Raw genomic sequence first — 25,845 nt, forward strand, 5'->3', positions numbered from 1 at the left:
CTTCCTCTGAGGTGGGCAGGTGCTCGTGTCCAAGCGCCCTGCGGAGGAGAGAGCCTGCCCATGGACATTGAGGCTTTCCCGCAGCGGATCATGCAGGGTTCAAGGGCCGCGCGTTGTAGGCGGGTTCCGACGCCTGTGCAGGCGGCTGTCTCCACGCGGCTTCGCGCCCGCCCGTAGGCCAAGCCGCACGGGGTCTGCGGCCCGCCGCCGACCCGGCCCGGGCGCGCATCCGGGTAAGAATCGACCATGGCAACCCAATCCCTTCGCGCCCGGCCGCGCTGGCAGAAACTGCTGGCGGCCTTCGTGCTGCTGGTCGCCGTCCTGCTGACCGCGCTCGCGCTTCTCGTCGCCTTCTTTCCGTGGGACACGCTGCGCGAGCCGCTCAACCGTTTCGTGAGCGAGAAGACCGGACGCAAGTTCGAGATCACGCGCCGGCTCGACGTCGACCTGGGCTGGAAAGCCGCCACCGTGAATTTCGACGGCATCGAGTTCGCCAACCCCGAGTGGGCGCGCGATCCCTACCTGGTGAAGGCCGAGCGGGCGAGCTTCGAGATCCGGCTGTGGCCGCTCATCGACAAGCGGGTGGTCATCCCGCGGCTGGCGCTCACCGCGCCCACCGTGGGGCTGCAGATGGAGCCCGACGGGCGCCGCACCTGGGCCTTCGGCAAGGACACCTCGGACACCGGCACCGTGCCCACCATCGGCCTGATCCAGGTTGACCAGGGCGCCGTCGACTTCCTGGCCACGCACCTGGGCGTCGACGTGCATGCCGACCTCGACTACGACAGCAACCGCGGCGAGCTGCCGCTGCACTACCGCATCAAGGGCCGCTACAAGGGCCAGCCGCTCACGGCAAACGGGCGCACCGGCAACGTCTTGCAGATCAACGCCGCGGGCGCGCCGCCGTTCCCGCTGGAGATCGATGCCGCCGCCGGCCAGACGAAGCTCAAGGCCAGCGGCACCGTGGCCCAGCTCGCGGGCTTCGACGGCATCGACGCCACGTTCCAGGTCAAGGGCCAGACGCTGAGCGCGCTGTTCCCGCTGACCGGCGTCGTGCTGCCACAGACCCCGCCCTACGCGCTGAGCGGCGGCCTGCGCAAGCGCGGCAAGGTCTGGGACGCGACGGGGCTCAACGGCCGGCTGGGCCTGTCGGACATCGGCGGCGACATGAGTTTCGACCAGGCCGGCAAGGTGCCGCGCCTGTCGGGCACGTTGCGCTCGCGCGTGATGGACATGGACGACCTCGGCCCGCTGATCGGCCTGCCGCCCACGGCGCGTTCCGCCAACGCCGTGGAAGGCGTGGCGCCTGTCGCCTCGGCCCAGCCCAAGCGCCCGCCCGGCGGCAAGGTGCTGCCGACCCACCCCTTCGACTTCGGGCGGCTGCACGCCATGAACGCCGACGTGGGCTACACCGCCGAAACCATCCGCAACGTGCGCCAGGTGCCGCTGGACCGCGGCAGCGTCAAGATCAAGCTGACCGATGGCGTGCTGTCGCTCGACCCGCTCGACCTGGGCGTCGCCAACGGCAAGCTCGCGGGCGCCATCCGCATCGACGCCACCAAGACACCGGCCGACATCCGCGCCTCGCTCGACGTGCGCGGCCTTCGGCTGGCGCGGCTGATTCCCAAGCTCGAGAACTCGGGCAACAGCGTGGGCCGGCTCGACGGGCGCATCAACCTGTCGGGCGCCGGCAACTCGGTGGCCAGCTGGCTCGGCGGCGCGTCGGGCGACATGGCGGTGCTGTCGGGGCGCGGCCAGTTCGGCAACCTGATGCCCGTGTTCGCGACGCTGGTGGGCGGCGACATCCTCAAGTTCCTGCTGCGCGGCGATCGCGACGTGGAGCTGCGCTGCGCGGCCTTGGCCTTCGACGTGAACAAGGGCGTGATGAACGGGCGCACGCTGGTGCTGGACACCACCAACGCCGTCTTCACCGCCACCGGCCAGGCCAACCTCGCGACCGAGTCGCTGGACTTCGTGATCCACCCCGAGCCCAAGAGCCCGAGCATCCTGTCGCTGCGCACGCCGCTGGTCGTGAGCGGCACCTTCGGCGCGCCCAGGGGCGGTGTCGAGTTCGGCCCGCTGGCCGGCCGTGGCCTCGCCGCGCTGGCGCTCGGCGCCATCAACCCGCTGCTGGCGCTGGCCGCGACCATCGAGACCGGGCCTGGCGAGAACGCCGACTGCACGGGCGTGCTGGCGCTGGCGAACCGGCCGACGACGGGGGCGGCGTCGCGCGGTGCCGCGCGGGCCAAGGGCGCCCGTCAGCCTTGACGAAAGAAAGAAGAAGAGGGCGGGCGCTCAGGCGCCGGCCTGGGGCCGCTGCGCGCAGACGCTGCAGTGCGGATCGCGCGAGACGCGCAGCGTGTCGAAGCTGGTGCTGCGCCCGTCGAACATCAGCAGCTTGCCCGCCAGCGACGGCCCGATGCCCGCCAGCAGCTTGAGCGCCTCGCTGGCCTGCAGCGTGCCGATGGTGCCGACGACCGGGCCGAACACGCCGAGCACCGCGCAGCGCGTTTCCTCGAAGCTGGCCTCGGGCGGGAACAGGCAGGCGTAGCAAGGGCAGGCGGCGTCGCGCGTGTCGTAGACGCTCAGCTGCCCGTCGAAACGGATCGCTGCGCCCGCCACCAGCGGCTTGGCGTGCGCCACGCAGGCGCGGTTCACGGCCTGCCGGGTGGCGAAGTTGTCGCAGCAGTCGACCACCACGTCGGCCTCGGCCACGAGCTGCGACAGCAGCGCCTCGTCGGCGCGCACGGCGTGGGTCTCGATGGCGATGTCGGGGTTGATGTCGCGCATGGCCTGCGCGGCGGAGGCGACTTTGGACTGCCCCACCCGCGCGTGCGTGTGGGCCACCTGCCGCTGGAGATTGGTGAGATCGACCTCGTCGTCGTCGACCAGCACGATGTGGCCGACCCCCGCTGCCGCGAGGTACAGCGCCACCGGCGAGCCCAGCCCGCCGGCGCCGATGACCAGCACCCGCCCGGCACTGACGCGCGCCTGGCCGTCGATGCCGAATTCTTCGAGGAGGATGTGGCGCGAATAGCGCAGCAGGTCGTGATCGTCCATGCGCGCTGCCTGGAACTTCGCGGAGGAAGGAAAAACACCGGTGGCGCGAACCGCACGCAGGGTGCGGCCCGCTCGCCGGATCAGTTTTCCTTCTTCTCGTCCTTGTTGTCGACGATGACCTGCGTCTTGCTCACGAGCACCGGCTGGCCCTTCAGGCGGTTGAGCGCCTGCACCAGCGGGAAGTCCTTGTCGGTGCCGAACTCGGGCACCTTGCGGTCCTGCGGCGGCTTCTTGGCTTCTTCCTCGAGGCGCTTGCGGGCTTCGTCGCGGGCCTTTTCACGCTCGGGGTCTTTCACCTCGGGGCCCTGGCCGCTGGCCAGGTGCTTCTCGAGGTCGGCCTCGCGCATGCGCAGGGCGGCGAAGGGGCTGCCCTCGGCGCTTTCGTCGATCAGCACGTTGGGCACGATGCCCTTGGCCTGGATCGAGGTGCCGCTCGGCGTGTAGTAGCGCGCCGTGGTGATCTTCAGGCCGGTATCGGGGCCGAGCGGGCGCACCGTTTGCACCGAGCCCTTGCCGAAGGTCTGGCTGCCCATGATGGTGGCGCGCTTGTGGTCCTGCAGCGCGCCGGCCACGATTTCGCTGGCCGAGGCCGAGCCTTCGTTCACCAGCACCACCAGCGGCACGTTCTTGAGCGCTGCCGGCACGTTGCGCAGCGGGTCGCTGCCCGAACGGCGCTGATAGAACTCGGGTGCCGCCTTGTAGATCGACTTGCTTTCGGCCAGCTGGCCGTCGGTGGTGACCACCGTGACGTTCTCGGGCAGGAAGGCCGCCGACACCGCCACCGCCGCGTCGAGCAGGCCGCCCGGGTCGTTGCGCAGGTCGAGCACCAGGCCCTTGAGGTTCGGGTCTTCCTTGTAGAGCTCTTCGATCTTCTTGACGAAGTCGTCGACCGTACGCTCCTGGAACTGCGACAGGCGGATCCAGCCGTAGCCCGGCTCGATCATCTTGCCGCGCACCGACTGGGTACGGATTTCCTCACGCGTGATCGTGACCGGGAAGGTGCGGCTCTCGTCCTTGCGGAAGATGGTCAGCAGCACCTTGGTGTTGGCCTCGCCGCGCATGCGCTTGACGGCTTCGTTCAGCGACAGGCCGCGCACGGCGGTGTCGTCGATCTTGGTGATCAGGTCGTTCGGCTTCAAGCCGGCGCGGAAGGCCGGCGAGCCTTCGATGGGGGAGACGACCTTGATGAGGCCGTCTTCCTGCGAGATTTCGATGCCCACGCCGACGAAGCGGCCCGTGGTGCCCTCGCGGAATTCCTTGAAGGACTTCTTGTCGAAGTACTGCGAGTGCGGATCGAGCCCGGCGACCATGCCCGAGATGGCGTCGGAGATGAGTTTCTTCTCATCGACCGCCTCGACATAGTCGCTCTTGACCATCCCGAAGACGGCCGCAAGCTGCTGCAGTTCCTCGAGGGGGAGCGGCGCGAGCGAACCTCGCGCGACCGTCTGCAGCGAGACGGTGGTCAGGACGCCAGCAACGGCGCCGGCGGCGACCCAGCCGGTGATCTTCAGTTTCTGGCCCATCATGAGTGAAATGTCCTGTATGTCGACGGCTGTCGAACCAATATACACAGCTTGGAAGCAAATTGCCTGCCGGGGTTCCACGGAGGGACCGGCAAGCCGGGTTTTCTTCTTTTGCTTACGTCTTCAGCCCTTGCCTTGCGACGCCACCGCGGCGGCGGCCTTTTCGGCGGCGGCGGCATCGCCCAGGTAGTAGTGGCGCAGGGGCTTGAGGTCGTCGTCGAGCTCGTAGACCAGCGGAATGCCGTTCGGGATGTTCAGGCCGACGATGGCGTCGTCCGAGATGCCGTCCAGGTACTTCACCAGTGCGCGGATCGAGTTGCCGTGCGCGGCCACCACCAGCCGGCGGCCGGTGCGGATGGCCGGGGCCATCGATTCGTTCCAGAACGGCAGCACGCGCGCCACCGTGTCCTTCAGGCATTCGGTCAGCGGAATCTGCTCGGGCGACAGCTTGGCGTAGCGCACGTCGGAGCGCTCGCTGCGCGGGTCGTCGGCTTCCAGCGGCGGCGGCGGGGTGCTGTAGCTGCGGCGCCAGACCAGCACCTGCTCGTCGCCGTACTTCTTGGCGGTTTCGGCCTTGTTCAGGCCCTGCAGGCCGCCGTAGTGGCGTTCGTTGAGGCGCCAGGAGTGCACCACGGGCAGCCAGGTGCGGTCGAGTTCGTCGAGCGTGTGCCAGAGGGTGCGGGTGGCGCGCTTGAGCACGCTGGTGTAGGCCACGTCGAAGTCGTAGCCCTCGGCCTTGAGCAGCCGGCCGGCCTGCTTGGCCTGCTCGACGCCGGTCTCGGTCAGGTCGACGTCGGTCCAGCCGGTGAAACGGTTTTCGAGATTCCAGGTCGATTCGCCATGGCGGATCAGTACCAGTTTGTGCATGTCGGAGGCCTTTGGCAGCGCGTGGGAAAACCAGCATTCTAAAATCCCGGGTTTGCCATCCAAGGAACCCCCGTGAAATTGATCGAATTCGTCACCGCGAACTGGATGCTGATCCTGATGGCGCTCACTTCGGGCGGCATGCTGGCCTGGCCGATGCTCCGGGGTGCGGGCGGCGGCACGCTCACGGCCCAGGGTGCTGTACAGCTCATCAACCGCGAGCGCGCGGTGCTGGTCGACGTGCGCGAACCCGAAGAGTTTGCCGGCGGCCACATGATCGGCGCCAAGAACGTCCCGTTGAACCTGCTCGAGGAAAAGCTGGCTGGCGCGGTCAAGAACAAGAACGTGCCGTTGCTGCTGGTGTGCGCCACCGGCGCCCGCGCCCAGCGCGCCGTGGCCACGGCCAAGAAGCTCGGCTACGAGCAGGCCCAAGCCGTCGCTGGCGGGCTCAAGGCCTGGAAAGAGGCTAATCTGCCGGTTGAAAAGGCTTAACTCTTCCCCAAGGTAAAGCGCATGCAAGCCGTCAAGATGTACACCACCGCGTTCTGCCCGTACTGCACGCGTGCCAAGCAGATCCTCAAGGCCAAGGGCGTCGAAGAGATCGAAGAGATCCGCATCGACACCGACCCGCAAGCCCGCAACACCATGATGGAGATCACCCAGCGCCGCACGGTGCCGCAGATCTTCATCGGCGACACCCACGTGGGCGGTTGCGACGACCTGCAGGCCCTGGACAGCCGCGGCGGCCTCGTCCCGCTGCTGCAGGCCGCCTGAAGCCTACGGCGGCCCAGCGTCACGAAAGTGCGCGGGCCGTCGGGCGATAATCGTTTGTTCCCTCATCTGCAGCCCGCTGCGGGACCCTCTCCCCGGCGGGCATTGTTTTGATCCTCGAAAGTTCAGCCATGGCCGACCAGCAAGCCCAAGATCCCGTGTTCCAGATCCAGCGCGTCTACCTCAAGGACCTGTCGCTCGAACAACCCAACTCGCCCGCGATCCTGCTGGAGCAGACGCAGCCCACCGTCGACATCCAGCTCGGCGTGGACGCCCAGCCCGTGGCCGACGGCATCTTCGAGATCACCGTGTCGGCCACCGTGCAGACCAAGATCGACGACCGCACCGTGTTCCTGGTCGAAGCCAAGCAAGCCGGCATCTTCGAGATCCGCAACCTGCCGGAAGACCAGATGGGCCCGATCCTGGGCATCGCCTGCCCGCAGATCGTCTACCCGTACCTGCGCGGCAACGTCGCCGACGTGATCCAGCGCGGCGGCTTCCCGCCCGTGCACCTGGCCGAAATCAACTTCCAGGCCATGTACGAGCAGCAGCAAGCCCAGGCCGCCGGCCAGGCTGCACCCACCCTCGCCCAGTAAACAGGCCGCACGACGCCGCCAACGCACGATGAAGATCTGCGTTCATGGCGCCGGTGCCTGGGGCACGGCCGTCGCAGTCAACGCGGCGGCCCGCCACGAGGTCACGCTGTGGGCGCGCGACGCCGCCCAGGCCGACGCCATGTCGGCCGCGCGTGAAAACACCCGCTACCTTCCCGGACTGGCCCTGCCGGCCTCGCTGGCCGTGCGCGCGGGCGACATCGCCCAGGCGCAGGCCGGGGCCGACCTCGTCATCGTCGCCACGCCCATGGCCGCCCTGCGCGAACAGCTGATCGCCTTGCGCGGCACCACCGCCCAGGTGGCGTGGCTGTGCAAGGGCGTCGAGCCCGCGCTCGATACCTCCTCTCCCACCGCCTTCGGCCTGCTCGCCCACGAAATCTGGGCGCAGGTTGCGCCCGAATTGAAGGCGGGCGTGCTCAGCGGCCCCAGCTTTGCGCAAGAGGTCGCCGAAGGGCGTCCGACCGCGCTGGTGGCCGCCAGCCCGCATGCCGGCGTGCGCGATGCGCTGGTCGACGCTTTTCATGGCCCAGCCCTGCGCGTGTACGCCAACGACGACATCGTCGGCGTCGAGGTCGGCGGTGCCGTGAAGAACGTGCTCGCCATCGCCACCGGGCTGTGCGACGGCCTCGCGCTCGGGCTCAACGCCCGCGCGGCGCTGATCACGCGCGGCCTGGCCGAAATGACCCGCTTCGGCCTGGCGCTCGGTGCCCGCGCCGACACCTTCATGGGCCTGTCGGGCCTGGGCGACCTCGTGCTGACTTCCACCGGCGACCTCTCGCGCAACCGCAAGGTCGGGCTGCTGCTGGCCCAGGGCCGCACGCTCGCGCAGGCCGTCGATTCGCTGGGCCACGTGGCCGAGGGCGTGTACTGCGCCCGCACCGTGGTGCAGCGCGCGCGCGGCCTGGGCATCGAGATGCCCATCGCCGAAGGCGTGGTTGCGCTGCTCGACGGCCAGGTGAGCCCGCGCGATGCCGTCGCGGCGCTGACCGGGCGCGACCCGGTGCCGGAATCGGTGCAAGCCGGTTCGGTCCCCCGTCACTCCTCCTGAAAATTAGAGATTCCAGAGACATGAGCCTTCGCTTTGATTTCTCGGCGTCGGCCGTCGCCGCGCTGGCCGAGTCCGACGTCGCCCGCGCCCTGCAGGAAGACGTCGCCGACGGCGACCTGACCGCCTCGCTGGTCGACGCCTCCCGCACGGCCCATGCCCGCGTGCTCGCGCGCGAAACCGCTGTGGTCTGCGGCGCGCCCTGGGTCGAGGCCACCGTGCGGCGGCTCGATCCGCAGGCGCGCATCACCTGGCTGTGCGGCGAGGGCGAACGCTGCGCCGCCGACCAGCCCGTGCTCGAAATCGAAGGCGGCGCCCGCGCGCTGCTGACGGCCGAACGCACCGCGCTCAACTTCCTGCAGCTGCTGAGTGCCGTCGCCACCAAGACCGCGCTTTACGCCGACGCCGTGAAGGGCACGCGCGCGCGCATCGTCGACACCCGCAAGACCCTGCCGGGCCTGCGCCTGGCGCAGAAGTACGCCGTGCGCACCGGCGGCGGGCTGAACCACCGCATCGGCCTGTACGACGCGGTGCTCATCAAGGAAAACCACATCGCCGCGGCCGGTGGCGTGGCCGCCGCCCTGCGCGCGGTGGCGCCCGTGGCCGCGCAGGCCGCGTTCGTCGAGGTCGAGGTCGAGACCCTGGCCCAGCTGCAGGAAGCGCTGGACGCCGGCGCCCGCATGGTGCTGCTCGACAACATGGACCTGCCCACGCTGCGCGAGGCCGTGCGCCTGAACGACGCCGTGGGCGCCGATCGCAAGGCCGTGCTCGAGATTTCGGGCGGCGTCACGCTGGACGGCCTGCGCGCCCTGGCCGAGACCGGTGTCGACCGGATCTCGATCGGCGCGTTGACCAAGGACGTGAAGGCCATCGACTACTCGATGCGCTTCCTGAACCACTGAACCGCCATGACGACCGCTTCCGTCATCGATGTCGACTACGAACAGCCCGCGGAGGGCTCGGTCTGCGACACGCGCCACGCCTGGGCCCGCGTGCCCCCCGAGCCTTCGCCCGATGAACGCATCGCGCTGAAGGAGCGCATTCGCCGGCTGCTGCGCGAACGCAACGCGGTGATGGTGTCGCACTTCTACGTGCACCCCGACCTGCAGGATCTGGCCGAGGAAACCGGCGGCATCGTGAGCGATTCGCTCGAGATGGCGCGCTTCGGTCGCGACCACGCCGCCACCACGCTGGTGGTGTCGGGCGTGCGCTTCATGGGCGAGACCTCGAAGATCCTCTCGCCCGAAAAGCGCGTGCTGATGCCCGACCTCGACGCGAACTGCTCGCTCGACCTGGGCTGCCCGGTCGACGAATTCAGCGCCTTCTGCGATGCGCATCCCGACCGCACCGTGGTGGTCTACGCCAACACCAGCGCAGCCGTGAAGGCGCGCGCCGACTGGCTCGTCACCTCCAGCTGCGCGCTCGACGTGGTCAACGCGCTGCACGCGGCCGGCCAGAAGATCCTCTGGGGCCCCGACCGCCACCTGGGCGACTACATCCGCCGCCAGACCGGCGCCGACATGGTCAGCTGGAACGGCGCGTGCATCGTGCACGACGAATTCAAGTCGCTCGAACTCGAGCTGCTCATGAAGGAACACCCGAAGGCCAAGGTGCTGGTGCACCCCGAGTCGCCGTCGGACGTGATCGCGCTGGCGCATGCGGTGGGTTCCACCTCGGCCATCCTGAACGCGGCGCAGCGCTTCGACGCGACCGAGTTCATCGTCGCGACCGACACCGGCATGCTGCACAAGCTGCGCACGCTGAACCCCGGCAAGACCTTCATCGAAGCGCCCACGGCGGGCAACGGCGGCACGTGCAAGAGTTGCGCGCATTGCCCGTGGATGGCGATGAACGGGCTGGTCGAACTGGCGAATGCGCTGGAGACCGGCGCGGGCGAGATCCACGTCGATCCGGCACTGGGCGTGCGGGCTCGGGTGCCGATCGATCGGATGCTGGCGTTCACGGCTGGGTTGAAGAACGGGCAGCAGCCCGGCAGTCTGATCGAAGGCATCGGCGCCGCCTGATCCTGTCTTGCTCCTTCCCCCGCTGGGGGAAGGTTGGGATGGGGGCGGGCAGAGCGTCCGATGGATACGCCGCGTGCCCCCACCCCGGCCCTCCCCCAGCGGGGGAGGGAGAAAAACCTAGAACTCCACCGTGCAGGAATCGCCCAGCGCCTCGCGCCACACGCGCACGCGCGCCAGCGACTCCCGCAAATCCGGCAACGCCTCTGCAATGAACACGCACAGGTTCTCCAGCGTCGGCGGATGCAGCCCCGGCACGTCGTCCAGCAGATGGTGGTCGAGCTGCTCGCGCACGTCCTCGAGCCGCCGGCGCAGCAGGCCCAGGTCGATCACCATGCCCGTCACCGGATCGCGCTCGCCCGCGAGCCACACTTCCGCGTGATACGTGTGGCCGTGAATACGGCGGCTGCCTTCGACTTCGATCTCGCGTTTGAGCGTGTGGGCGGCGTCGAAGAAGAAGCGTTGGCTGATGGTGAAGCGCATCGTCGGAAGAAAAAAGAAACTCGGAAACGGAGAAAAGAGAAGAAAAGAGGCCGCCGCGTCAGCGGATGCCCGTGATCTTGTGGGTCTGCACGCTGAGGCGCCACACCGGCTGCTTCATGCATTCGTCGATGCAGCGTTCGGTGTTGGCGAGCCGGTCGGGCCCGTCCATCGGCTGCAGAAAGCGGTGCGTGAACTCGCCCGTGCGCGCCATCGTGTCGAGGTCGAAGCCGGCCTGCGGCCACACCAGCTTGAGCTCCTGGCCGCGCTGCTGCACCCACGGCGCGCCGGCCTTGGGGCTGATGCACAGCCAGTCGATGCCGGCGGGCGCGGCGACCGTGCCGTTGCTCTCGACCGCGATGCGGAAGTGCCGCGCGTGCAGCGCGTCGACCAGCGCCGCATCGACCTGCAGCAGCGGCTCGCCACCGGTGAGTACGACCAGCCGGTGCGCGGTGTCGCCGGCGGGCCATTGCGCGGCGATGGTGTCGGCGAGTTGGTCGGCGCTCTTGAACTTGCCGCCCAGCGTGCCGTCGGTGCCGACGAAGTCGGTGTCGCAGAAACGGCAGACGGCCGTGTCGCGGTCTTCCTCGCGGCCGGTCCAGAGGTTGCAGCCGGCGAAGCGGCAGAACACGGCCGGCATGCCGGCCTGGCCGCCTTCGCCCTGCAAGGTGTAGAAGATTTCCTTGACGCTGTAAGTCATGCGGCGAGCGGCGTGTCGATTTCGAGGTTGTCGATGAGCCGCGTATTGCCCAGCCGCGCGGCGGCCAGGGCCACAAGCGCATCGCCGGGTTGCGGCGTCTGCAGGTCGGCGCGGCGGCGCAGCACGAGGTAGTCGGGCTGCCAGCCGCGCTGTGCAAGCGACTGCATGGCGCGCGCCTCGAGGGCGGCCACGTCGCGCTCGCCGGCGCGCACGGCCTCGGCCATGTCTCGCAGCGCCTTCGACAGCTGCACGGCCTCGGCGCGTTCGGTGGCGCTCAGGTAGCCGTTGCGCGACGAGAGCGCCAGGCCGTCGTCGGCGCGGAAGGTCTCGCCGCCGATGATCTCGATGGGCAACGCAAACTGCCGCACCATGTGGCGGATCATCATGAGCTGCTGGTAGTCCTTCTTGCCGAACACGGCCACGCGCGGCTGCACGCACTGGAACAGCTTCATCACCACCGTGCACACGCCGATGAAGAAGCCGGGGCGGAAATGCCCTTCGAGCAGATCGGCCAGCGTCGGGTCGGGGTGCACCTTGCAGGTCTGGGGCTCGGGGTAGAGCGCCTTCTCGTCGGGCGCGAACAGCACGTCGCAGCCGGCGGCGCGCAGCTTCTCGCAGTCGCTGTCCCAGGTGCGCGGGTAGGTGTCGAAGTCTTCGTGCGGCAAAAACTGCAGGCGGTTCACGAAGATGCTCGCCACCGTGGCGTCGCCCAGCGGCTTGGCCTGGCGCACGAGCGCGAGGTGGCCCTCGTGCAGGTTGCCCATGGTGGGCACGAAGGCGGGGCGCTGGCTGGACGACAGGTGCTGGCGCAGTTCGTCGATGGTCTTGGCGATGTACATGGTCGGTGTCCTTGGGGGCTTACCAGGCGTGGAGGCGGTCGTCGGGGAAGCTGCCGTTCTTCACGGCCTGCACGTAGGCCTGCAGCGCGGGCAGCACGCCCGGCGCGTCGGCCATGAAGTTGCGCACGAACTTCGGCATCTTCCCGAGGTTGATGCCCAGCATGTCGTGCAGCACGAGCACCTGGCCGGCGGTGGCCTTGCCGGCGCCGATGCCGATGGTGGCGCAGTGTTTCAGCTCGGCCGTGAGCTCGGCGGCCAGCGCGGCCGGCACCATCTCGAGCACCAGCATGGCGGCGCCCGCGTCCTGCAGCGCGTGAGCCTGCTGCTTGAGCAGCGCACCGGCGGTGTCGCCCTTGCCCTGCACGCGGTAGCCGCCGAGCGCATGCACGGTCTGCGGCGTCAGGCCGAGGTGGGCGCACACGGGAATGCCGCGTTCGACCAGGAAGCGCACCGTTTCGGTGGTCCAGCCGCCGCCTTCGAGCTTGACCATGTGCGCGCCGGCCTGCATCAGCACGGTGGCACTGCGCAGGGCCTGCTCGCGCGATTCTTGATAACTGCCGAAGGGCAGGTCGGCGATGAGCCAGGTCGTGCCCTGCACGCGGCGCAGGCCGCGCGAGACGCTGTCGGTGTGATAGCGCATGGCTTCCAGGCTCACGCCCACGGTGCTGTTCAGGCCCTGGCAGACCATGCCCAGCGAGTCGCCGACCAGCAGGCAGTCGATGCCGGCCGCGTCGGCCATGGCCGCGAAGGTGGCGTCGTAGGCGGTGAGCATGGCGATCTTTTCGCCGCGCGCATGCATGTCCGCCAGCCGCGGCAGGCTCACGGGCTTGCGCTGTGCCAGCGGCGAGGCGGGCGGCAGCGTGCCGTAGGGCGTGCCGGCCGGGGCTTCGGACAGAGCTTCGGACGGTGAGGTGGGTGTGGAAGGTGTGTTCGACATGGTTGGCTTTCTCCCTGCGGGCGTCGGTGGCCGGGCATCCTGAGGGTGATCGAAAGGTGACGAAGGGTGGGGTCAGTCGACCGGCGGCACCAGCACGGTGGGTGCGGTGGGCTCGGCCAGCGAAGGGTAATCGCGACTGAAATGCAGGCCACGGCTCTCGTGGCGGGCCTGCGCGGAACGCACGATCAGCTCGGCCACCTGCACCAGGTTGCGCAGTTCGAGCAGGTCGCGCGTGACGTGGAAGTTCGCGTAGAACTCCTGGATCTCGGCCTGCAGCAGCGCGATGCGGTGGCTCGCACGCTCCAGGCGCTTGTTGGTGCGCACGATGCCGACGTAGTCCCACATGAAGCGGCGCAGCTCGTCCCAGTTGTGGGAGATGACCACGGCTTCGTCGGCGTCGGTGACGCGGCTTTCGTCCCAGGCGGGCAGCGCGGCGCGTTCGCGCGACGGCGCCTGCGCAATGGCGTCGGCCGCGGCGCGTGCGAACACCATGCACTCCACCAGCGAGTTGCTGGCCAGCCGGTTGGCGCCGTGCAGGCCGGTGCAGGCGGTTTCGCCGATGGCGTACAGGCCGGGGATGTCGGTGCGCCCGGCCAGGTCGCTGAGCACGCCGCCGCAGGTGTAGTGCGCGGCGGGCACGACGGGAATCGGCTCGCGTGTGATGTCGATGCCCAGCTCCAGGCAGCGCGCCAGGATGTTGGGAAAGTGTTCTTTCAGGAACGCGGGCGGCTGATGCGAGATGTCGAGGTAGACGCAGTCGAGGCCGTGCTTCTTCATCTCGAAGTCGATGGCACGGGCCACCACGTCGCGCGGCGCGAGTTCGGCGCGTTCGTCATGCGTGGGCATGAAGCGCGTGCCGTCGGGCAATTTCAGCAGGCCGCCTTCGCCGCGCACCGCTTCGCTGATCAGGAACGACTTGGCGTGCGGGTGGTACAGGCAGGTCGGGTGGAACTGGATGAACTCCAGGTTCGACACCCGGCAGCCCGCGCGCCAGGCGGCGGCAATGCCGTCACCGGTGGCGGTGTCGGGGTTGGTGGTGTACAGGTACACCTTGCCTGCGCCGCCGGTCGCCAGGATGGTGTGCGGCGCGCGAAAGGCCAGCACCTCGTCGGTCTCGTCGTCCAGCGCGTACAGGCCCTGGCACGACGGATCGGCCAGCCCGAGCTTGGTGCCGGTGACCAGGTCGACCAGCGTGTGGTGCTCGAACAGCGTAATGTTGGGCGTGCGGCGCACGCGCTCGATCAGCACCTGCTGCACGGCCGCACCGGTGGCGTCGGTCACGTGCACGATGCGGCGCTGGCTGTGGCCGCCTTCGCGCGTCAGGTGCAGGTCGCCGCCTTCTTCCGAGAAAGGCACGCCCAGTTCGCGCAACCAGCCGATGGCCTGCGGCGCGCCCTCGACCACGAAGCGCGTGGCCTCGGGGTCGCACAGGCCGGCGCCGGCCACGAGCGTGTCTTCCACGTGGGCGTCGAAGCTGTCGCCCGCCGCCAGCACGGCCGCGATGCCGCCCTGCGCCCAGGCGCTGGAGCCGTCGTTCAGTGCGCGCTTGGTGAGCACGGCCACGCGGTGCGTGGGCGCCAGGTGCAGCGCGGCGGAGAGGCCTGCGAGGCCGCTGCCGACGATGAGGACGTCGAAGTCGCGTACGGCAGAAGTCACGGGGAGTGGAACCGGTTGGGTCAGGCCGGCGCGTAGGCCAGGCGGACGTAAATAGGGGCGAAGGCCTCGGCCTGCGTGATGTCGATCAGCGTCTCTTTCGCGAGCTCGAGCATCGCGATGAAGGTGACGATCAGCACGGGCACGCCGCGCGAGACGTCGAAGAGCTTTTCGAACTCGACGAAACGCTGGCCCTGCAGGTGGCGCAGCACGATGCTCATGTGCTCGCGCACGTTGAGCTCTTCGCGCGAGATCTTGTGGTGCTGCACGAGCTTGGCGCGCTTCATGATGTCGGCCCACGCGTCGCGCAGCTCGACCACGTCGACGTCGGGGAAGCGCGGCTTGATCGACTGCTCGATGTAGACCTGCGCCTTCCAGAAGTCGCGCCCGTAGGTCGGCAGCGCGCTGAGGGCGGCGGCCTGCAGCTTGGTCTGCTCGTACTCCATGAGCCGGCGAACCAGCTCGGCGCGCGGGTCTTCGGCCTCTTCGCCGTCGGCCACCTTCTTGGGCGGCAGCAGCATGCGCGACTTGATCTCGATCAGCATCGCGGCCATCAGCAGGTATTCGGCCGCGAGTTCGAGGTTCGTCTGGCGGATTTCGTCGACGTAGCTCAGGTACTGCCGCGTGAGCCCCGCCATCGGGATGTCCAGGATGTTGAAGTTCTGCTTGCGGATCAGGTACAGCAACAGGTCGAGCGGGCCCTCGAAGGCCTCCAGAAAAACCTGCAGCGCCTCGGGCGGGATGTACAGGTCTTTCGGCATCGCGAACAGCGGCTCGCCGTAGAGCCGGGCCAGGGCGACCTGGTCGACGACCTCGGGCATGCTGGCCACGATCGTGCCGTTGTCCTCGTCTGCGCTCATGAGGCGATTGCTATCAACTTAATAGCTGTGCGCGCACGCGGGGCGGCGGGATGCCGGGTGGGCACGATTCACTTGGGTTGGGTCTGGTAGACGTACGGCTGCATCGGCACGCGGGCTTCGCTGTACTCCTCGAGCAGGCTGCGGTCGAGGTGCTTGTCCCAGAGCAGGGCGCGGCCGGCGCGCTGTTCGGCTTCCAGCGTCGGCTTCTTTTCCTTCATCTCCTCGATGAAGTTCGTGATCTCGGAGGTGTAGTGGGGGCGGCGGAAGATGGACATAGACTGGACCTTTATCGCTCGAATTTTACCGGGGACGGCATGCAACGATTTCAGAAGGCCCGGATCGGCCTCATGACAGGACTGCTGGCAGCACTCATCGGGCTCGCGGGCTGCGATCCGCAGCGCATCAGCGAGCTCGAAGAAGGCGTCTCGACCGAGGCCGACGTGCGCGCGCGCTTCGGCGAACCCGAGAACGTCTGGGACGTGCCCAACGGCCGCGTGCTGGAGTTCAACCGCCAGCCGCAGGGCCAGAAGAACTACATGATCACCATCGGCGCCGACGGCAAGATGAGCGCGCTGCGCCAGGTGCTCACGCCCGAGAACTTCGCCAAGGTGCAGCCCGGCATGATGATGGAAGACCTGCGCAAGCTGCTCGGCAAGCCCGCCAAGGTCACGCCCTATGCGCTCAAGCGCGAGACTGAATGGGAATGGCGCTGGGTGCAGCCGCCCAGCTCGGCGATGGTCTTCACCGCCACGCTGAACGACGACCAGCGCGTGGTGCGCAGCGGCTCGTCGCCTGATCGGGGCACCGAGGCGCCGTAGCAGCTACGCGCCGTGCGACGCGCCGGGCTGGCCCGTCGTCAGCTCCTCGGCAAAGCCTGAACGCTCCAGCACCTCGAGCGGCTGCGGCTGCAGCGACTCGATGCGCAATAACCCGTCGCGCGCCAGCACCGCCCGGTGCAACTGCCGCAGCGCATCGACGCCCGTGGCATCGATGTAGATCAGGTGCGTGGCGTCGAGCACCACCGTCATGCCGCGCGGTGCGCGCTCGGCGGCGTTCACTGCTTCGTCGAGCTTGGCCGCCGCGCCGAAGAACATGGCGCCGTACAGCCGGTAGGTGAGCACCGGCGGCTGCAAGGTCACGAGTTCGACGCTGAACAGCCCGCTCATGCGCCGGATGAAGAGCGCGCACGCGAGCACGAGGCCCGCCTGCACCGCCACCGTGAGGTCGAACACCACCGTGAGGAAGAAGGTGCCGAGCATCAGCAGCCGGTAGTGGCGGCTGAAGTGACGCAGCTGGCCGGGCGTGAACTCGCGCCATTCGCCCATGTTCAGCCCCACGAACACCAGGATGCCGGCCAGCACCGCGAGCGGCACATGGCGTGCCAGCGGCGCCGCCAGCAGCACCACGAGCAGCAGCGTGACCGCATGCACGATGCCCGCAATGGGCGAGCTGCCGCCCGAGCGGATGTTGGTCACGGTGCGCGCGATGGTGCCCGTGGCCGGCATGCCGCCGAAGAAGGGCGTAACGATGTTCGCGATGCCCTGCGCCATCAGCTCCTGGTTGGGGTCGTGGCGCGGCTGGCCGCTGACCTGGTCGGCCACGCGCGCGCACAGCAGCGACTCGATGGCGCCGAGCAGCGCGATGGTCAGCGTCGGCGTTACCAGCTGCTTGACGGTCTCCCACGAGAAATCGGGCAGCGCGAAGGTCGGTACGCCCTCGGGAATGCCGCCGAAGCGCGTGCCGATGGTTTCCACCGGCAGCGCGAAGCCCCACGACACCAGCGTGAGCGACACCAGCGCGACGATCGGCCCCGGGATGCGCCCGACGATCTGCACCGGGCGCGTCTGCACCCACCGCCCGCCTACGCGCTGCACCGCACGCGCCAGCGCCGAGTCGCCGCGAAACAGCCGCGACCACGCCAGCAGGCCGAGCACGCAGGCCAGCCCGAGCACAAAGGCGTGCGGATTGAAGGTGTCCAGCCGCAGCGCCATGGCGTGCAGCTGCGAGAACACGTCGGCTGGCATGCGTTCCACCGTGAGGCCGAGCAAATCCTTGAGCTGCGACAGCAGGATCAGCACCGCGATGCCGTTGGTGAAGCCCACCACGATCGACAGCGGCACGAAGCGCACCAGCCGCCCGAGCCCGAACAGCCCCGCCATGAACAGCAGCACGCCCGCGCAGGCGGTGGCGATCAGCAGGTTGGCCACGCCGTAGCGCTCGACGATGCCGTAGACGATCACGATGAACGCGCCCGCCGGTCCGCCGATCTGTACGGCCGAGCCGCCCAAGAATGAGATCAGGAAGCCCGCGATGATCGCCGTCCAGATGCCGGCCTCGGGCTTGAGCCCCGAGGCGATGGCAAAAGCCATGGCCAGCGGCAGCGCCACGATGCCCACCGTGGCGCCCGCGCCCAGGTCCCTCAGGAACCGCCCCCGGTCGTAGCCCGCCATCGTGTCCATCAGGCGGGGGCGAAAGCGGGTGAGGTTCAGCGGCGATGACATGTGCGGTCATTGTGGCCCGGCCGTCGCGGCGGGCCGGCGATTTCCCGGGCGTGAGTACTTTCAGTCAGCTTATCGGTGGCGAGGCTGAAAGATACATTTTTGACGTTTAGAAACAAACGTCAATGAGGTCGCCCATGCACATCCTGCTCGTCGCGAGCGCTTTCAACAGCCTCACGCAGCGCGTGCTGGCCGAACTCCAGGACCGCGGTCACACAGCAGGCATCGTGCTGGCGCTCGGCGATGACGAGGCCTTGCGCGAAGCGGTGCGCCAGCATGCGCCGGCGTTGGTCGTCGCGCCGATGCTGACCACGGCGATTCCCGAGGATGTCTGGCGCGCCCACACCTGCCTGATCGTGCATCCGGGCCCGCCCGGCGACCGCGGTCCGTCGTCGCTTGACCGGACGCTGCAGGGCGGCGTCGACAGCTGGGGCGTCACCGTGCTCGAGGCCGTGGCCGAGATGGACGCGGGCGATGTCTGGGCCTGGTCGCCGCTGAAGGTGCCGCCGCAGGCCGGCAAGAGCGACCTCTACCGCGGCGAGGTGGCCGATGCCGCCATCGATGCGGTGCTGCTGGCTGTCGAGCGCTTCGCTTCGGGCACCTACAAGCCGAAGCGGCAGAAGGCGGCCGACCTCGCCGCCGGCTGGCGGCCGTTCATGAAGCAGGCCGAGCGCCGCATCGACTGGGCCACGCAGACCACCGAATCGGTGCTGCAGCATTTGCGCGCGGCCGACTCGCAACCCGGCGTGCTTGACGAGCTGCTGGGCGCATCGTGGTTCCTGCACGGCGGCCATGCCGAAGACGAACTGCGCGGCACGCCCGGCGACCTGATCGCCACCCGCACCGGCGCGGTCTGCCGCGCCACCGTGAACGGCGCGGTCTGGCTCACGCAACTGCGGCCCTGGCGCGAGGCGGGTTCCGGCCTGCCGAGCTACAAGCTGCCGGCCGTCGAGGCGCTGGGCGCGCGGCTGCCGGCGGGCTTGCCCGAAGTGCCCGCGCCGCTCGAGTTGCCGGCTGGTCGTCGCACCTGGACCGACATGCGCTACAGCGAACACGGCCCCGTCGGCGTGCTGAACTTCTCGTTCGCGGGCGGGGCCATGAGCACTGCGCAATGCCGGCGTCTGCTGGCTGCCTACCGCTTCGCCTGCACGCGGCCGACGTCGGTGCTGGTGCTCGGCGGGCTGCGCGACTTTTTCTCCAACGGCATTCACCTGAACGTGATCGAAGCGGCGGCCGATCCGGCCGAAGAGTCGTGGGCCAACATCCACGCGATGAACGACCTGGTCGAGGCCGTGCTCACCACCACCGACCGCCTCACGGTGGCCGCGCTGGGCGGCAACGCTGCAGCGGGCGGCGTGATGCTCGCGCTCGCGGCCGACGAGGTGTGGTGCCGCGACGGCGTGGTGCTCAACCCGCACTACACGTTGATGGGCCTGCACGGCTCCGAATACTGGACCTACAGCCTGCCGCGCCGCGTGGGCGCCGACGAGGCCGTGCGGCTCACGCAGTCGGCGCTGCCCGTGAGCGCGAAGCGTGCGGTGGCGCTGGGCCTGGCGCAGCGGGTGCTGCAGGCCGCACCGGAAGAACTGGGAGACGAGGTCGGCCGGCTGGCCGCGCAACTGGCGGCATCGCCGGACCTGGCTGCGCGCCTTGCAGACAAGCAGGCGGCGCGTGCCCGCGATGAGGCGGTCAAGCCGCTGCAGGCGTATCGCGACGAGGAGCTGGCGCACATGCGGCGCAATTTCTTCGATCCGGCCGAGCCGCACGCGGCGCTGCGTTCGGCCTTCGTGCGCAAGGAAAAAGCACAGCACACGCCCGCGCACATCGCGGCGCTGGGCCTGCCGCGCTGAGACGGGAAGCGGATCAGTCCTTGCTGTCGGGAATCACCGCGTCGGCCGCGGCACCCACCACCTTGCCGGTGATGCGCGCGGTGCCGATGGCGGCATCGGCGGCGAGGCCGACTGCGCCGGCGCCCACGCTCACGGCGGTGCTCGCGACGCTGACCACCGCGCAGCCGCTCAGCAGCAGTGCACCCGCGAGGCCGAGCGCAGAAAGGACGAGGGGGCGGAGGCGGTCACTGCGTTGCATGGGGCGGATTCTGCACCCGCCGGCCTTGTCCCGCTCAGGCTTGGGCGAGTGACGCCAGGATGGCCTCGCGGTCCTGGTCCAGCCGCGGCGGCTGCCGCCGCACCTGCGTGCGCAGCCCGCCGACATGCACCGGGTTGCCCGCCACCGTGAGCGACTGGCCGCCCTGCGTGCGCACCTGCACCAGCATCTCGCGCGCCTGCACCTGCGGGTCTTTCACTACCGCCGCCACGTCGTTGTAGTCGCCGGTGGGAATGTTGTGCTGCATCAGCAGCGCCTGCCAGTGCGCGCAGGGCGCGGTCGACAGGCGCTCTTCGAGCAACTGCTTCAGCGCCTCGTGGTGCTGGCAGCGCGCGGCGTTGGTGGCAAAGCGCGCGTCCTCGGCGAGCGTGGGCAGGTCAAGGGCGGTGCACAGTCGCTGGAACAGCGCGTCGTTGCCCGCCGCGATCACGAACCAGCCGTCGGCCGCGCGGAACACGTCGAAGGGCGTGATCGACGGATGCCGCGAGCCGATCGGCCCCGGCGCGCGGCCCTCGGCCTCCATGCGCGAGATCGCGTTCTCGAGCAGCGCGACCTGGCAGTCGAGCATCGCCACGTCGACCCTGTCGCCCAGGCCCGTGCGACTGCGCTGCAGCAGCGCGGCCTGCGTGCCGATGGCCGCGTACAGGCCCGCGCCGAGGTCGCCGATCGACACGCCCACGCGCGTCGGCGGTGCGCCCGGGTGGCCGGTGAGGCTCATGATGCCGCCCATCGCCTGCACCACCATGTCGTAGGCGGGGCGCCTGCTGTAGGGGCCGGTCTGGCCGAAGCCCGAGACCGAGGTGAACACCAGTTGGGGAAAGCGCGCATGCAGCGTCGGCCAGTCGTAGCCCAGCTTTTCCATCGTGCCGGGCCGGAAGTTCTCGACCAGCACGTCGGCCGTGGCCAGCAGCTGCTCGAAGACCGCGCGGTCGGCCGGCGCCTTCAGGTCGAGCGCGATCGACTCCTTGTTGCGGTTGACCGACATGAAGTAGGCCGAGTCGCCCTCGACGAAGGGGCCGATCTGCCGCGCGTCGTCGCCCAGGCCCGGCTGCTCCACCTTGATGACGCGCGCGCCCAGGTCGGCGAGCAGCATCGTGCAGTACGGGCCCGCGAGCACGCGGGTCAGGTCGATGACGGTGAAGCCCTGCAGCGGGCCTGCCTTGAATGCGTCTGTCGTCATTCGATGCTCGCGCCGGAGCGCGCGGTGAGTTCCTTCGACTTCGCGCCTTCGGCCAGGGCCCAGGCACGGAACTCGGCCAGCGACTTCGAGGGCGCCGACTCGTTGCCCGACTTCTCCAGCCGCGCCTTGACCTCGGGGTCGTTGAGCGCCGCCACGCTGGCGTCGAACAGCTTCTGCGTCACCTCGGGCGGCAGGCCTGCGGGTGCGAAGAGGCCGAACCAGAAGGTGTAGTCGTAGCCCTTCACGCCGGCTTCGGCCACGCTGGGCACATCGGGAAAGAGCGGCGAGCGCTGGCCCGAGGTGACGGCCAGCACGCGCAGCTTCTGGCCCTGCGCCATCGGCAGCACCGAGGGCGGCGTGCCGAAGGTGAGCTGCACGTCGCCCGCGGCCACGGCCTGGATCGACGGGGCGCCGCCCTTGTACGGCACATGCAGCATCTGCACGCCGGCCGCCTTCTCGAACGACAGGCCGGCCAGGTGCGTGACCACGCCCGCGCCCGACGACGAGTACGCCAGCTTGCCGGGGTTCTGCCGCGCCTCGGCGATCAGCGCCTGCACGGTCTTCGCGCTCACGTCCTTGTTGACGGCCAGCAGCATCGGCGCGGAGCTCCAGCGCGAGATCGGCACGAAGCTTTTCGCACCGTCGTACTTCACGCTCTTGTAGAGCAGCTTGTCGCTGCCGTAGAGGTTGGCGCTGCCCAGCAGCAGCGTGTAGCCGTCGGGCGCGGCGCGCGCGACCTGGTCCGACGCGATGGTGGTGCCGGCGCCTGGCTTGTTGTCGATGACGATCGGCTGGCCGAGCAGCTTGGCCATCTTGTCGCTCACGATGCGCGCCACGGTGTCGGCGCCGCCGCCGGCGGGGAAGCCCACCACCAGCGTGATCGGGCGCGAGGGGTAGGTGTCGGCCAGCGCGCCGGCCGAGGCCAGCAGCGCGGCGGCCGCGAACGAGAGGGCTCGCAGTTCTTGCTTCATGGGTTGTCTCCTGAGTTTTGTATGGGGAAGGGCGGGCGCGCTCAGTGGCCCTGGAACACCGGCGTGCGCTTCTCGCGCCAGGCCCGGCCGCCCTCGGCGAGGTCTTCGGACGCGACGGTGCGCTGCACCTCGCGCGAGATCGCGGCGGCGTCGGCGGTGCCGCGCGCGATCTGGTTCAGGTGCTTCTTCATGCCCAGCAGCGCCAGCGGCGCCATGCCGGCGAGCACGGTGCGCAGGCGCTGCACCTCGGAGTCGAGCGCCGCGGCGTCGTCGACCAGTTGCGTGAGAAAGCCGCAGTCGCGCATCGCGGCGCCGTCGAGCTTCTCGGCGGTGAGGAACAGCCGCTTGGCCGTGTCCAGCCCCAGCCGCGACACGTAGCGCTCCATGCCGCTCTGGTAGTAGTGCAGGCCGAGCCGGGCGGCCGGCATGAACATCTCGGCGGCGCGGGCACCCACGCGGAAGTCGCAGGCCAGCACGAGGTCGGTCGCGCCGCCGTAGACACCGCCGTGCACCGCCGCGATGGTGACCGCGCGGCAGTTTTCGAACACATCGACCATCTCGCCGAAGCTGCGGCCCTCGGTCTGGCTCTGGCTGGCCACTTCTGATATATCAAAACCGCTGCAAAAGTACTTGCCCTCGGCGCGCAGGACCAGCACCAGCACCTCCGGCGTGCGGTTCACCGTTTCCACATGCTGGATCAGCACGGGCAGGTCGCCCGGAGTGAGCTTGTTGGCGGCTTGAGGACGGTGCAGCGTCAGGTAGGCGACGTGGCCGTCGATCGCGAGGGTGGGAGACATTGATGTACCAAACAGATGAATTGATATATCTGTAAGGTTAGCTAATATCCAGATCGCCATGCAACCCGCGAAAACCCTCGACACCACCAGCCTGCAGGACCGCATCCGCGCCCGGCTCGAACAAGACATCCTGGGCGGCACGCTGTCGCCCGGCATGCCCATCGACGAAAAGGCGCTGGCCCTGAGCTTCAACACCTCGCGCACGCCGGTGCGCGAGGCGCTGCTGCTGCTCAGCGCGCGCGGGCTGGTCGACATCGTTCCGCGCACCGGCATCTACGTGCGCCAGCTGCGGGCGAACGAACTGGTGGCGATGATGGAAGCGCTGGGCGAGCTCGAAGGCGTGCTGGCGCGGCTGGCGGCGCTGCGCATCGGCCCGGCACTGCGCGATGAGCTGCTGCGCGCCCTGGCCGACACCGCCGCGCAGGCCGAGGCGGACGACGCCGAGGCCTATCAGCAGGCCAACGCCGCGCTGCACGGCGTGATCTACCGCGCCAGCGGCAACCCCTTCATCGTGGAGCAGGCGCAGACCGTGCGCCTGCGCATCGCGGCCTACCGCGGCCGGATGTTCGAGAAGCCCGGCCGGCTCGCCGCTTCACAGCGGGAGCACGAACGGGTGGTCGAGTGGATTCTCAAAGGCCACGCGGACAACGCCGCGGAGGCGATGCGCGACCACATCTCGGTGGGCGGCAAGGTGTTTGCCGACCTCGTGTTGAACAACAAGTTCGGCTAGTTCTTCTTCGTCTTCAGATCAGCGCACGCGCATGCCCGGCGTCGCGCCCGCCCAGGGCTCGAGCACGTGGATGCCCGGGTGGGCCTTTTCGTCGCCGTGGCTCGCGGCTAGCACCATGCCTTCGCTGATGCCGAACTTCATCTTGCGCGGCGCGAGATTGGCGACCAGCACCGTGAGCTTGCCCACGAGCTGCTCCGGCTGGTAGGCCGAGGCGATGCCGCTGAACACGTTGCGCGTCTTGCCCTCGCCCGCGTCGAGCGTCAGGCGCAGCAGCTTGGTCGAGCCCTCGACCTTCTCGCAGGCCACGATCTTCGCGAGGCGCAGATCGATCTTCACGAAGTCGTCGATGGTGATCGTCGGCGCGATGGCTTCGCCGCCCGGCAGGTCTTGCGCTTCCACGGCGACAGGCGCGGCGGCTGCGGCGGCTTCAGGCACGTCGAACAGCTTGTCGACCACCTTGGCATCGGCACGCTGCATCAGGTGCTTGTAGTCGCCGATGGCGTGGCCGGCCGGCAGGGCCTGTGCGGCATCGGTCCAGGTCAGCGGCGAAATCTTCAGGAAGGCCTCGACGTTCACGGCCAGCGCCGGCAGCACCGGCTTCAGGTACAGCGTGAGCAGGCGGAAGGCTTCGATGCACACCGTGCACACGTCGTGCAGGCGCGCCTCGGCGCCTTCCTTCTTGGCCAGTTCCCAGGGCTTGTTCTGGTCGACGTACTCGTTCACCTTGTCGGCCAGCGCCATCACCTCGCGCAGCGCGCGGGCGTAGTCGCGGCCGTCGTAGAGCGACTGCACCTGCGGGGCTGCAGCGCGCAGCGTCGACAGCAGCGCTTCGCCGTCGGCCGACACCACGCCCAGCTGGCCGCCGAAGCGCTTGCCGATGAAGCCGGCCGCGCGGCTGGCGATGTTGATGTACTTGCCCACGAGGTCGCTGTTCACGCGCGCCACGAAGTCGTCGGGGTTGAAGTCGATGTCCTCGTTGCGGCCGTTGAGCTTGGCGGCGATGTAGTAGCGCAGCCATTCGGGGTCGAGCCCGATCGACAGGTACTTGAGCGGGTCGATGCCGGTGCCGCGGCTCTTGCTCATCTTCTCGCCGCTCACTGTGAGGTGGCCGTGCACGTAGATGGCGTTGGGCGCCTTGCGGCCGCTGAAATGCAGCATCGCGGGCCAGAACAGCGTGTGGAAGGTGATGATGTCCTTGCCGATGAAGTGCACCTGCTCGAGATCAGGGTCGGCCATGTACTCGGTGTACGAGATGCCGTCGCCGCCCAGCTCGATGCAGCGTTTGTCCAGCAGGTTCTTCAGCGACGCCAGGTAGCCCACGGGCGCGTCCATCCACACGTAGAAGTACTTGCCCGGCGCATCGGGGATCTCGATGCCGAAGTAGGGCGCGTCGCGGCTGATGTCCCAGTCGCCCAGGCCGCCCTTGCCTTCGTCGTCCTTGTAGAGCCACTCGCGAATCTTGTTTTGCACTTCGGATTGAACGTGGCCGGGGGCGGCGGTCCATTTCTTCAGGTAGGCCTCGCAGCGCGGGTCCGAGAGCTTGAAGAAGAAGTGCTCCGAGCTGCGCAGCTCGGGCTTGGCGCCCGACAGCGCCGAGTACGGGTTGATCAGCTCGGTGGGCGCGTACACGGCGCCGCACACCTCGCAGTTGTCGCCGTACTGGTCCTTCGAGTGGCAGTTGGGGCACTCGCCCTTGATGAAGCGGTCGGCCAGAAACATGCCCTTGGCCGGGTCGTAGAACTGCTCGACGCTCTTGGTCTCGATGAGGCCGGCGGCGCGCAGGTCGCGGTAGATGTCCTGCGCCAGCTGGTGGTTCTCGGGCGCGTCGGTCGAGTGCCAGTTGTCGAAGGCGATGTGATAGCCATCGAGGTAGGGCTTTCGGCCCGCGGCGATCTCGGCCACGAAGGCCTGCGGTGTCACGCCGGCCTTGTCGGCCGCGATGGTGATGGCCGCGCCGTGTGCGTCGTCGGCGCACACGAAGTTGACCTCGGCGCCATTCATTCGCTGGTTCCGCACCCAGATGTCGGCCTGGATGTATTCCATCATGTGGCCGATGTGGAACTTGCCGTTGGCATACGGCAGGGCGGTGGTAACGAAGAGCTTGCGCGGGGCGGACATCGGGGAGGGCGCTTTCGGGAGTGGTACGGACGGAACCGGGCATTTTAGGTGGCGGCGTCCGCCCGTGCGTTCGGTGGC

Annotated in this window: 26 protein-coding genes; 10 read left to right on the forward strand and 16 right to left on the reverse strand. The window is 68.9% G+C overall.

The window, feature by feature from the left end:
• Window positions 1-246: 246 nt before the first annotated feature.
• On the forward strand, window positions 247-2,268 hold the full coding sequence (locus tag CY658_RS04345) for an AsmA family protein (RefSeq protein ID WP_101489014.1): 2,022 nt from the start codon (window positions 247-249) through the stop codon (window positions 2,266-2,268).
• A gap of 27 nt (window positions 2,269-2,295) precedes the next feature.
• Here CY658_RS04345 and CY658_RS04350 read toward each other — a convergent pair whose 3' ends face one another.
• The 3 genes from CY658_RS04350 to gpmA form a co-directional block, all read right to left on the reverse strand.
• Window positions 2,296-3,060, reverse strand: a complete 765-nt coding sequence (locus CY658_RS04350; protein ID WP_101489015.1) for a HesA/MoeB/ThiF family protein — start codon at window positions 3,058-3,060, stop codon at window positions 2,296-2,298.
• Between the two features lie 80 nt (window positions 3,061-3,140).
• Entirely contained in the window at window positions 3,141-4,583 is a 1,443-nt protein-coding gene (locus CY658_RS04355; RefSeq protein ID WP_101490221.1) for a S41 family peptidase, read from the reverse strand.
• 123 nt (window positions 4,584-4,706) lie between these two features.
• Window positions 4,707-5,450 carry a 2,3-diphosphoglycerate-dependent phosphoglycerate mutase gene (gpmA, locus tag CY658_RS04360; RefSeq protein ID WP_013543140.1) on the reverse strand — a complete coding sequence of 248 codons (744 nt, stop codon included), beginning with the start codon at window positions 5,448-5,450 and terminating at the stop codon, window positions 4,707-4,709.
• A gap of 105 nt (window positions 5,451-5,555) precedes the next feature.
• Between gpmA and CY658_RS04365 the strand changes: the two genes are divergently transcribed.
• The 6 genes from CY658_RS04365 (at window position 5,556) to nadA (ending at window position 9,901) form a co-directional block, all read left to right on the forward strand.
• A complete protein-coding gene (locus tag CY658_RS04365) occupies window positions 5,556-5,939 on the forward strand; it encodes a rhodanese-like domain-containing protein (protein WP_374221100.1) in 384 nt (127 codons plus the stop codon).
• 21 nt (window positions 5,940-5,960) lie between these two features.
• Window positions 5,961-6,221, forward strand: coding sequence for a glutaredoxin 3 (gene grxC, locus CY658_RS04370; RefSeq protein ID WP_101489017.1), 261 nt, complete (start codon window positions 5,961-5,963; stop codon window positions 6,219-6,221).
• Between the two features lie 128 nt (window positions 6,222-6,349).
• On the forward strand, window positions 6,350-6,814 hold the full coding sequence (secB, locus tag CY658_RS04375; protein ID WP_099792246.1) for a protein-export chaperone SecB: 465 nt from the start codon (window positions 6,350-6,352) through the stop codon (window positions 6,812-6,814).
• A gap of 28 nt (window positions 6,815-6,842) precedes the next feature.
• Entirely contained in the window at window positions 6,843-7,880 is a 1,038-nt protein-coding gene (locus CY658_RS04380; protein ID WP_101489018.1) for an NAD(P)H-dependent glycerol-3-phosphate dehydrogenase, read from the forward strand.
• Window positions 7,881-7,900: 20 nt separating this feature from the next.
• Window positions 7,901-8,779: a carboxylating nicotinate-nucleotide diphosphorylase gene (gene nadC / locus CY658_RS04385; RefSeq protein WP_101489019.1), complete on the forward strand. Its 879-nt coding sequence runs from the start codon at window positions 7,901-7,903 to the stop codon at window positions 8,777-8,779.
• Between the two features lie 6 nt (window positions 8,780-8,785).
• Window positions 8,786-9,901, forward strand: a complete 1,116-nt coding sequence (gene nadA / locus CY658_RS04390; RefSeq protein ID WP_101489020.1) for a quinolinate synthase NadA — start codon at window positions 8,786-8,788, stop codon at window positions 9,899-9,901.
• A gap of 117 nt (window positions 9,902-10,018) precedes the next feature.
• Here the strand turns inward: nadA and CY658_RS04395 are convergent, their stop codons facing one another.
• The 7 genes from CY658_RS04395 to CY658_RS04425 form a co-directional block, all read right to left on the reverse strand.
• Window positions 10,019-10,381 (reverse strand): 6-pyruvoyl trahydropterin synthase family protein, encoded by a 363-nt coding sequence (locus CY658_RS04395; RefSeq protein ID WP_101489021.1) that lies wholly within the window; start codon window positions 10,379-10,381, stop codon window positions 10,019-10,021.
• 58 nt (window positions 10,382-10,439) lie between these two features.
• The gene (gene queE, locus CY658_RS04400) at window positions 10,440-11,078 is read right to left on the reverse strand and encodes a 7-carboxy-7-deazaguanine synthase (protein ID WP_101489022.1); all 639 of its coding nucleotides are present in this window, start codon (window positions 11,076-11,078) and stop codon (window positions 10,440-10,442) included.
• Complete coding sequence (gene panC, locus CY658_RS04405) at window positions 11,075-11,917, reverse strand: pantoate--beta-alanine ligase (RefSeq protein WP_101489023.1); 843 nt, start codon at window positions 11,915-11,917, stop codon at window positions 11,075-11,077. The genes queE and panC overlap by 4 nt, the downstream gene beginning before the upstream one ends.
• 19 nt (window positions 11,918-11,936) lie before the next feature.
• A complete protein-coding gene (gene panB, locus CY658_RS04410) occupies window positions 11,937-12,854 on the reverse strand; it encodes a 3-methyl-2-oxobutanoate hydroxymethyltransferase (RefSeq protein WP_257884678.1) in 918 nt (305 codons plus the stop codon).
• 72 nt (window positions 12,855-12,926) lie between these two features.
• Window positions 12,927-14,510, reverse strand: a complete 1,584-nt coding sequence (gene nadB, locus CY658_RS04415) for an L-aspartate oxidase (RefSeq protein WP_101489024.1) — start codon at window positions 14,508-14,510, stop codon at window positions 12,927-12,929.
• Between the two features lie 20 nt (window positions 14,511-14,530).
• On the reverse strand, window positions 14,531-15,367 hold the full coding sequence (locus CY658_RS04420) for a segregation and condensation protein A (RefSeq protein ID WP_101489025.1): 837 nt from the start codon (window positions 15,365-15,367) through the stop codon (window positions 14,531-14,533).
• A gap of 68 nt (window positions 15,368-15,435) precedes the next feature.
• Window positions 15,436-15,642: a DUF3460 family protein gene (locus tag CY658_RS04425; RefSeq protein ID WP_056578352.1), complete on the reverse strand. Its 207-nt coding sequence runs from the start codon at window positions 15,640-15,642 to the stop codon at window positions 15,436-15,438.
• A gap of 72 nt (window positions 15,643-15,714) precedes the next feature.
• Here CY658_RS04425 and CY658_RS04430 point away from each other — a divergent pair, with 72 nt between their 5' ends.
• Complete coding sequence (locus CY658_RS04430; protein ID WP_257884680.1) at window positions 15,715-16,185, forward strand: outer membrane protein assembly factor BamE; 471 nt, start codon at window positions 15,715-15,717, stop codon at window positions 16,183-16,185.
• A gap of 3 nt (window positions 16,186-16,188) precedes the next feature.
• Here CY658_RS04430 and CY658_RS04435 read toward each other — a convergent pair whose 3' ends face one another.
• On the reverse strand, window positions 16,189-17,868 hold the full coding sequence (locus tag CY658_RS04435) for a SulP family inorganic anion transporter (protein ID WP_101489027.1): 1,680 nt from the start codon (window positions 17,866-17,868) through the stop codon (window positions 16,189-16,191).
• A gap of 134 nt (window positions 17,869-18,002) precedes the next feature.
• On the opposite strand from CY658_RS04435, the gene CY658_RS04440 reads away from it, so the two are divergent.
• Window positions 18,003-19,715: a hydrogenase maturation protein gene (locus CY658_RS04440; RefSeq protein ID WP_101489028.1), complete on the forward strand. Its 1,713-nt coding sequence runs from the start codon at window positions 18,003-18,005 to the stop codon at window positions 19,713-19,715.
• Window positions 19,716-19,728: 13 nt separating this feature from the next.
• On the opposite strand, the gene CY658_RS04445 is transcribed toward CY658_RS04440, so the two are convergent.
• Genes CY658_RS04445 through CY658_RS04460 form a run of 4 tightly spaced genes read right to left on the reverse strand, consistent with a single transcriptional unit; the run spans window position 19,729 to window position 22,919 of the window.
• A complete protein-coding gene (locus CY658_RS04445; protein WP_101489029.1) occupies window positions 19,729-19,953 on the reverse strand; it encodes a hypothetical protein in 225 nt (74 codons plus the stop codon).
• Between the two features lie 34 nt (window positions 19,954-19,987).
• Window positions 19,988-21,151 carry a CaiB/BaiF CoA transferase family protein gene (locus CY658_RS04450; protein ID WP_101489030.1) on the reverse strand — a complete coding sequence of 388 codons (1,164 nt, stop codon included), beginning with the start codon at window positions 21,149-21,151 and terminating at the stop codon, window positions 19,988-19,990.
• Window positions 21,148-22,122 carry a Bug family tripartite tricarboxylate transporter substrate binding protein gene (locus CY658_RS04455; RefSeq protein WP_099792218.1) on the reverse strand — a complete coding sequence of 325 codons (975 nt, stop codon included), beginning with the start codon at window positions 22,120-22,122 and terminating at the stop codon, window positions 21,148-21,150. Before CY658_RS04455 ends, CY658_RS04450 begins: the two co-directional genes overlap by 4 nt.
• Before the next feature lie 41 nt (window positions 22,123-22,163).
• Complete coding sequence (locus tag CY658_RS04460; protein ID WP_101489031.1) at window positions 22,164-22,919, reverse strand: enoyl-CoA hydratase/isomerase family protein; 756 nt, start codon at window positions 22,917-22,919, stop codon at window positions 22,164-22,166.
• Window positions 22,920-22,977: 58 nt separating this feature from the next.
• On the opposite strand from CY658_RS04460, the gene CY658_RS04465 reads away from it, so the two are divergent.
• Window positions 22,978-23,649 (forward strand): GntR family transcriptional regulator, encoded by a 672-nt coding sequence (locus tag CY658_RS04465; protein WP_101489032.1) that lies wholly within the window; start codon window positions 22,978-22,980, stop codon window positions 23,647-23,649.
• Window positions 23,650-23,667: 18 nt separating this feature from the next.
• Here the strand turns inward: CY658_RS04465 and metG are convergent, their stop codons facing one another.
• Window positions 23,668-25,767: a methionine--tRNA ligase gene (gene metG, locus CY658_RS04470; protein ID WP_101489033.1), complete on the reverse strand. Its 2,100-nt coding sequence runs from the start codon at window positions 25,765-25,767 to the stop codon at window positions 23,668-23,670.
• Window positions 25,768-25,845: the final 78 nt, after the last annotated feature.

It is taken from the genome of Variovorax sp. RO1 (genome assembly GCF_002849325.1).
In the GTDB taxonomy this organism is placed as follows: domain Bacteria; phylum Pseudomonadota; class Gammaproteobacteria; order Burkholderiales; family Burkholderiaceae_C; genus Variovorax.